This is a genomic window from Hydrocoleum sp. CS-953 (genome assembly GCF_002260545.1).
Taxonomy (GTDB): domain Bacteria; phylum Cyanobacteriota; class Cyanobacteriia; order Cyanobacteriales; family Microcoleaceae; genus Trichodesmium.
In genome coordinates this window covers 1-8,406 of sequence record NZ_LGSU01001239.1, presented here as the reverse complement: position 1 = coordinate 8,406, position 8,406 = coordinate 1, and the positions used below count along the sequence as shown (strand labels likewise).

At 35.0% G+C, this 8,406-nt stretch carries 4 protein-coding genes and 2 pseudogenes; 4 read left to right on the top strand and 2 right to left on the bottom strand.

The genetic code is table 11. The features are described from left to right. Nucleotides 1-497: 497 nt before the first annotated feature. Complete coding sequence (gene treZ / locus AFK68_RS21165) at nucleotides 498-2,321, bottom strand: malto-oligosyltrehalose trehalohydrolase (RefSeq protein ID WP_094674842.1); 1,824 nt, start codon at nucleotides 2,319-2,321, stop codon at nucleotides 498-500. A 644-nt stretch (nucleotides 2,322-2,965) separates the two neighbouring features. On the opposite strand from treZ, the pseudogene AFK68_RS21160 reads away from it, so the two are divergent. The 3 genes and pseudogenes from AFK68_RS21160 to AFK68_RS39405 all read left to right on the top strand — a co-directional run. Next, nucleotides 2,966-3,509 (top strand): annotated as a pseudogene (locus AFK68_RS21160) (RNA-guided endonuclease InsQ/TnpB family protein); the annotation flags it as partial. 1 nt (nucleotide 3,510) lies between these two features. After that, a partial coding sequence (locus tag AFK68_RS21155; RefSeq protein WP_143438107.1) for an RNA-guided endonuclease TnpB family protein occupies nucleotides 3,511-4,335 on the top strand: 825 nt, incomplete at its 5' end. 265 nt (nucleotides 4,336-4,600) lie between these two features. Then, nucleotides 4,601-4,822 (top strand): annotated as a pseudogene (locus AFK68_RS39405) (hypothetical protein); the annotation flags it as partial. A gap of 563 nt (nucleotides 4,823-5,385) precedes the next feature. Here AFK68_RS39405 and AFK68_RS21145 read toward each other — a convergent pair. After that, complete coding sequence (locus AFK68_RS21145; protein WP_094674836.1) at nucleotides 5,386-7,995, bottom strand: SPFH domain-containing protein; 2,610 nt, start codon at nucleotides 7,993-7,995, stop codon at nucleotides 5,386-5,388. On the opposite strand from AFK68_RS21145, the gene AFK68_RS21140 reads away from it, so the two are divergent. After that, the gene (locus AFK68_RS21140; RefSeq protein ID WP_094674834.1) at nucleotides 7,982-8,383 is read left to right on the top strand and encodes a hypothetical protein; all 402 of its coding nucleotides are present in this window, start codon (nucleotides 7,982-7,984) and stop codon (nucleotides 8,381-8,383) included. The genes AFK68_RS21145 and AFK68_RS21140 overlap by 14 nt on opposite strands. The last annotated feature ends 23 nt before the right edge of the window (nucleotides 8,384-8,406 follow it).

Here is an 8,406-nt window from a genome sequence, read left to right as displayed (position 1 = left end):
GAAATATTTCAATCATTCAAATTATTTGTAATACTCTTTGTTTTTTCTTTAGTATAATACATACATATTTGGAGCTTTCTGAATAAGTCTTCTGATTAAGGAAAGAAATGGGGAAGAGGCAATAGTTTACTGCTATTTTTTTTGATTTTTCCTTTGCATACCTGGTGAAAATTCCTAATTCCTAATATGTAAATTAATCACTTATCATCCTCAGATTATTCTTTATAAATAGCAAAGCTTAAAAGATTAATTATCTATAACAGGTTATCCAGATAACAATTTTTCAAGAAAAACAGCACCATTTCTCATTCCCATCCATTCTTGACCAGGGAAATTAATTAAATTTCACCAATTTCCTTAAGGTAGTTGAAATTTCAATGTGACAGACTGCTTTTCAAAATTCATTAGACTTAATACACTACTTTTTTCTTCCCGCTTGTGAACCAATAGGAAATTTTGATTATCCTAATTGAAATTAAGAATTTATCAGACTAAAACTACTCTTCATAAAGAGCAAAGCTTAAAGGATTAATTGTCACAGTTTGTCCAGATAACAATTTTTCAGGTAAAACAGCACCATTTCCCATCCATTCTTGGTCGGAGGAATTAATTAGTTTTTGCCAATTTCCTTGAGGTAGTTTAGGTGCCAATTTGACAAACTGCTTTTCAAAATTCATCAGACTTAATACACTACTTTTTTCTGACCACCTATGAACCAATAACACATTTTTATCAGAACAATTGTACACCTCAGTTTTAGTTCTATCTAATTTAGCTAATGCCGGAATTTTTTGCCGTAGCTCAATTAATCTTTTATAGAAAGAACGCAAAATTTTATATTTTCCTTCCCTAGATTTTTCCCAGTTTAATTTAGACTCCATAAATACTTTCTCCCCTTGAGGATCTGGCACTTCTCCAAACCAATTGAAAGACTTAAATTCTTCTGCCCTACCTTTTCTCACTGCTTCAACTAAATTAGGATCTCCATGACTAACAAAATACATAAAAGGATTTTCCTCTCCATACTCTTCTCCCATAAATAACATTGGTACATAAGGAGAAATTAAAACTGCTCCTGCTGCTAATTTTAATCCTTCAAAATTTACTAAAGCTGATAATCTTTCCCCGATTAACCTATTACCTATTTGGTCGTGGTTTTGAATACAAACTACAAATTTTTCTCCCGCAAAACCTAGAGTCGAATTACCATGATTTCTCTTACGATGAGACGAATATTCTCCAGTATAAACATATCCTTCTTTATAAGATTTTTTCAGAGATTCTAGACTGTTAAAATCAGAATAATATCCAGAACTTTCTCCTGTTAAAAGACTGTGTAAAGAGTGGTGAAAATCATCGCACCATTGAGCATCGTGACCAAACCCTCCTTCTTCTTTTGAACGTAAAACTCCCACATCATTCAAATCACTTTCCGCAATTAAATAACGCTTCCTTCCATCACTTTTACTAAACTCTTCTACCCTCGCAGCTAACTGTTGTAAAAAAGGTTCAGCACTCATATCATAAATGGCATGAACAGCATCCAAACGTAAACCATCAATGTGATATTTATCTAACCAATACAAAGTATTTTCAAGAAAAAAATTACGGACTTCATTACTATATGCGTCGTCAAAATTAACAGCATTTCCCCAAGGAGTATGATACTTATCCGTAAAATAGGGACCATAATCCCAGAGATAATTTCCTTCTGGACCAAAATGATTATAAACAACATCCAAAATTACAGAGATGCCCATTTGATGACAAGCATTAACAAGCTGCTTGAGACCATCCGGCCCACCATAGGAATCTTGGACACCATAAAGATAAACTCCATCATAGCCCCAGTTGCGATCGCCTGGAAATTGCGCAACTGGCATAATTTCTATAGTGTTTATTCCCAAATCTTTTAATTCTGGCAATCTAGGAATAATTGCTGCAAAAGTTCCTTCGGGAGTAAAAGTACCGACATGAAGTTCATAGATAATCATTTCTGCCAAGGGGATGCCTTGCCAAGAAGTATCATTCCAGGTAAATTTTTGGTGGTCTACTATTTTAGAAGGACTATGTACTCCTTGGGGTTGCCAGTTAGAGGCGGGGTCTGGTCGGTCAGTTTCTCCGTCTAGTTGGTAAAAGTATAGAGTTTCCGGTTCAATGTCTTTTGCTTCTCCTTGCCAATATCCCCATTCATCTTTTTGAAGTTCTATTAGTTTTTCTTGAGGATGTATAATATGTACAGCTAACTTTTCTCGTAGAGGTGCCCAGACACTAAATTGGCATTTATTTGTTTCTGCTGAATAATGGCTACCGACTTTCATAGATTTCAATTTTCCTAGGCTGTAGAATTTTCGATAAAATCTCCTCTAATTTTAGACTATGGTTGAATTTGTTGATTTACTAACGCCTGAAACACAATTACTAAAAATTTATTTTTTAAAAAAAACTTCCTAAAATTTTCCTTTTCATATCACTTAAATTGTTTAAAACCCCAACGTTATAGTTATGGATGATATCTCATATGTCAGTACAACAGAACCCGCCTTTCTGCTAAATATATCTACAGGTAGATTGCGATTTCTATTGAATAGTGGCCGTGTTGTAGGCGCTAAAAAAGTCAAAAGACTTTGGCGGATTCCCCTAAATCAGAGGGCTTGTAANCTTAAACACATTTACTAAAAATTTATTTTTTAAAAAAAACTTCCTAAAATTTTCCTTTTCATATCACTTAAATTGTTTAAACCCCCAACGTTATAGTTATGGATGATATCTCATATGTCAGTACAACAGAACCCGCCTTTCTGCTAAATATATCTACAGGTAGATTGCGATTTCTATTGAATAGTGGCCGTGTTGTAGGCGCTAAAAAAGTCAAAAGACTTTGGCGGATTCCCCTAAATCAGAGGGCTTGTAACTGTTGGCTAAAATCTGGTATTATCTATAAAAATCTGGGATTATCTGTTTTATGCTACTAGGATTCAAAACTGAACTACACCCCACAAACCAGCAAAAAACCTTACTAGCTAAACACGCTGGCGTAGCTCGTCACGCTTGGAATTGGGGACTATGGTTGACTAGGAACATCCTTAATCACAATTCAAATAATCCTGGGAGTCAACTTAAATTTCCTACTGCAATTGACCTGCATAAACTTTTAGTAGCAATGGTTAAACCTAATAACTATTGCTACTACGAGGTTTCTAAGACAGCACCTCAATATGCTTTAAGGTATTTATCAGGCGCTTGGAAGCGCTGCTTTAGTAAAGTATCTGGTCAACCTAAATTCAAAAAAAAAGGTAAAGATGACAGCTTTACTTTAGATGGTTCAATTACAGTGGGTTTTAATCATATAAAGTTACCTCGAATTGGTTGCGTAAAAACCTTTGAAATCTTGCCAGATAATGTAACTCCTAAATCTGTAACTATAACTAAAAAAGCTGACAGATGGTTTGTCAGTTTTAAGATAGAAACAGCAAGCATAAATACTGAGAAATTAGTAGATGTAGTTGNGATGACAGCTTTACTTTAGATGGTTCAATTACAGTGGGTTTTAATCATATAAAGTTACCTCGAATTGGTTGCGTAAAAACCTTTGAAATCTTGCCAGATAATGTAACTCCTAAATCTGTAACTATAACTAAAAAAGCTGACAGATGGTTTGTCAGTTTTAAGATAGAAACAGCAAGCATAAATACTGAGAAATTAGTAGATGTAGTTGGTGTAGATTTAGGAGTTAAAACCTTGGCAACATTGTCAACAGGCGAAGTGTTTGATGGTGCTAAATCTTACAAAAAGTTGGAATCTAAACTATCGAGACTGCAATATCTCAACAGGCATAAAACCAAGTTTTCCAACAACTGGAAAAAGGCCCAACTCAGAATAGCTCAGTTACACACAAAGGTAGCTGACATCAGAAAAGATACATTGCATAAACTGACTACTTATTTGGCTAAAAATCACAGCCAGATAGTAATAGAAGATTTGAATGTATCAGGCATGATGGCCAATCATAAGTTAGCTAAGGCAGTTGCCGATATGGGTTTTTATGAGTTTCGTAGACAGTTAGAGTACAAATGTAAGTTATATGATTCTGAGCTAATCGTTGTTGATAGATGGTTTCCTAGTTCTAAAACTTGCTCTCACTGTGGTCATGTGAAGCAGTCTCTGTCCTTATCAGAGCGTACTTTTGACTGTGAACACTGTGGTTTTAGTTGCGGTCGAGACTTGAATGCAGCCTTAAATTTAGCTATGGCGGTCAGTTCGACCGTGACAGCCTGTGGACTGGATAACGCCGACGTTGCCAGGAGTGAAGCAGGAATAGAACAGATTGTTTAGATAAAATCAGAGATTTACATAGATAATCATAGGTTTCTAAGAACGGAAATGCCAGAAATTACACTTGGTCGTCGAGGTCCAGAACCAACTTGGAACAAAAATCAACGCACAGCTAATACTTTTATTCATGTTCTACGGAAGACTATAGACTATAACCGAGACCATGGAACTTCTCATCCAGCAGTTGCTGTGAAGGTAGGAGATAAAAAAGATTATTGCCACGCTCTGAAAATAAAAGGACCTTGCCAAATAGTCTATCAACCTNGGAGATAAAAAAGATTATTGCCACGCTCTGAAAATAAAAGGACCTTGCCAAATAGTCTATCAACCTCATCAACCTAATAGAAGTCAAGCTGGAGGTGCCCGTCTCTGGATTGAAGTAGAACCGGGAAATATAGTAGAGCGAGTATATTTCAGTGATGGAGATTATGGTCTTCCTCCGGAAGTGGTTCAGCAGCGGGCAAAACAAAAGAAGTCGAAAGGTTAAACACTACATATCTGCAACGTTATAGTTTTTGACTACTATATATAGTGTTTTTGGTTGAATTTTGGGAAAAGTGTGTGGCGATCGATCATAATCTATAGAACCCATAGAACCCATTTGATATCTTTAGAGGTTGATTTTCTTTTCTACAGCGTTCGTGTTCGCGTTTCTTATGCGTAGCAAAGCGGAAGGTCGCCCTATCGCTAAAAAACAATGCTATTTTTGGTTGAATAAAAAATCATGCATATGGGCGAACGACCCCTAATGATTTTTATGGTATCACAATTTTTGTGAGAATGCAACCGATAATCTTTTGACGCGCCGATTTTTTTCAGGAGCTTCAGAGAATGAAAAAGTTTTTAATTCTGTATTGTCTAAGTTTTTAGAGATACCTTCAGGGGTTATATAGTATTTTTGGCAAAATTTTGAGAAAAATGTGTGGCGATCGCTCATCCTTAACTAGAAACTCTCTTGAGGGAAGACAATAATATTAAAACGGTTTTCCTGCACGGTAGACCACGGTAGGGGCAAATGGCTATTCGCCCCTACAGAATAGTGTTTAATAATCAATTCTCATCTTGTACCGATTCTGTAATAGGCAGAATTGAAATAGCAGAACTTCTTTTTTCACTTGTGGAAACTTTTTTAAGATTTTCAGCAATCCAATGGAATAATTCAGGGAAACTATTGAGTGACTTGCGTGGTGTTTGTAAAGAAGCAATTTCTCTGAGGTTAATAATATCTACTCCCTCAACACCGACTAGAAAAAAATTGAGTTTATTTGCCTCTGCCGCTTCTTTAGCACGCTGTGTTGATTTTTGCCAATCCTTATCAATTGTTTGCCAATTTGTGTCAGTTGGAGGGATACCTAAAATATAAAATAACCAAGGTTTTTGAGAATGCTGAATATTATTGCTTTGGTAATTATTCTGATAATTCTCTATTTCTCGTAATGCTAAATTAATTCCTTTACCTATCATAGTTTTTCCTTCAGCTTTGAGAGGAGATGGGGCAAATTCATCCATATTTACAAAATCTTGAATTTCTCGCCGATTACTATTAGAAGTTATAATAGCTAATTGCACAGATTGGGATATTTTGGTACTCGGTTCAAATTCTTTTTTAAAAGCAGCAATTCCAGCATTTAAGGAATCTATGCGTTCGCCAGACATCGAAGTAGATGTATCTACTACGAAAACAACTGGAATCTTAAGTTCAGCAGAATTTGCTGGTAAACTTTTCTGTTCTTGGTTTGGGGGAAGAGAATTTTTTGTTTCTGGTTTGGAAAGTAGCGGTGTGGATGTTCCTTGGTTAAGCTGAAGGTGACTGGCAAGTCCAGTTAAATGTTCTATTTGTAATAAATTCAATAAATTTGATGCAGAGTCTCCTGAACCATTATTATTACCACCAGTTACCATAATTTGAGGCAAAGTAATTTTCGCTTGAGTCAGTGCATCTGCCCATTTTCTTTGTGTTTCTATTTGAGCATAAATTTCAGGACTAAGAGCACGAACTTTGGCACGAAGAGCATCAAGCTCTATTCGACTCATTGTTTCTTCTTGAGCGGCTCTAATATCTAGCTCTTTCTGATATGTTTCTAAATCTAATTGTTCTTTCTGTGATTTAGCATAAGCATCCATTTGAGAAACTTTAGACCTTATTTCAGCATCTCTTACTGATTCAATTTCTTCTCTATCTTTTTCTGCTTTAACAAGTTCTTGAAGTTTTTTTTCTGCTTCAACTTTTGCTTGAGCTTCTTCTTTTTCTTGCTTTTGTTTTTCTAATCTTTGTCTATATTTATCTAATTCTTCGGGTAAATTAACTTCATCAATAACAGTGCCACATCCTTCAACACCAATTTCTGCCAGACGATCGTTGATATATATTTCTGCCTCCCGTTGACAACTAACTCTTCCTTCTTGAAATTCAATGGCAGTTTTACCTGTAGCAGCTTGTCTAAAATAACTAGAAACCTCTTTTGCCAATACACGAGAAACTAGATTTCTAATAGCTGGATATTTAACAACAGTTTGCCCAGATTTATCATCAGTATAAGATTTTTTGTCTTCTTCTCCCTCAGCACCAACTAGACAAATCATCTTAGGAGCATTTTCAGGAGCAATACGAATAATTTGAGTAAACTCTACAGAAATTTCATAACCATCCAATGAAATTAGCTTAATTGTTTTCAGTTTATAATCATAATTAAAACGATTTTTTTTCTCATCTGACCAGTTAAGTATAATGTGGGTAGTTGGAACTCGCTTCACTTCTTTAATTCTAGTATTAATAGGATAAGTATTAGCTGTAAGAGGTTTGTTTTCAACTCCCTTGTATCCAGGATCAACTAATTGATATTGGGAGCTACTCTGCTCGTCATCATGTCTGTCGTATTTTTTCCCAACAGAAGAGATAACAACTCCTACTTCTTCTTGCTCAATTTTAGTTACTGGTACTTGCTCAACTTTTACAAACCAAGGATTTAGATTCCACTCTCCTTCTTTCAAAACTTCTTCTTGTAAACCTCTTTCTCCTCCTAAGTCTAAGAATTTCTGCCCATCTTGATAATTATTATGTCCGTCAATTTCTCGTCCGGCAATTTCATCTTTAGGGAGAGTTTTTCCAGTCATTGTAGTTACAATGCCAATCTTATCTTTATCAATTTTACGAACCTTTAAATTATCTGAATGTTCTTTATGTTCATGGGAATTATCCGTAGTAATTACAGTAAATAAATCAGTATTAATTTTATATTTTCCTGCTCTTAAAATAGCAAGCTGCTTACCTCTTTGTCCTCCACTATTTAGAAATGCTTCTGCATCTTGAAAATCATTACATTCTACTACTTTGCCGAATATTTGTTCGACTGGCTTTGAAACTCCATAGTTAGCTATCACCAGTCCTATTTCTCCTGGACGAATAGAAATAATAGGAACTTTTCTGACATTGAATATTTCAGTATTAATATAGTATTTTCCTGCTTCTAGATGAACAAGTTGTTTACCAGCTTGACCACCTTCTTCCAAAAAAGTTTGTGCATCCTGAAAATTATCACAATCAACTTTTCTACCAAAGTTTTCACCCTTTTCCAAAGATTTTCCATATTTAGCTTCAACTAAACCAATTTGATCTTGATTAATTGTGGTAACTTCGGCTGTCTTAATGTCATATATCAAAGAAGAATATTTCCAATTTAATCCAGTAGAAATAACTTTAGGTTCAAGACCTGGAGGAAGCCCGAGAGAAGAATTTAAGGCAAATTTATTGTATAAAATTCCAATTTTATTAGGTTCAATCTTAAGTCTTGTTCTCCAGATAACAACTACTACTGCTATACTACCTATAAAAATAAGGAGGAAAATTGCTGTAACTCCTATTCCTGAAACTTCTGCTAAAACAAGAGTTGGTGACTGGGTATTTAGAGAACTTTTTACTGGCTGGGTAATTGGGGTTGATAAATTTGTGCTTGAAAGCTTTGAAGGAGAGAAATTTTTATTGATAAATACTCTATTAGATTCCTCTGCTAATAGTTGTGTTTTAGACTTATTTGGCAAATTAAAATGACTAATAGTAGCTATGGTTATAAG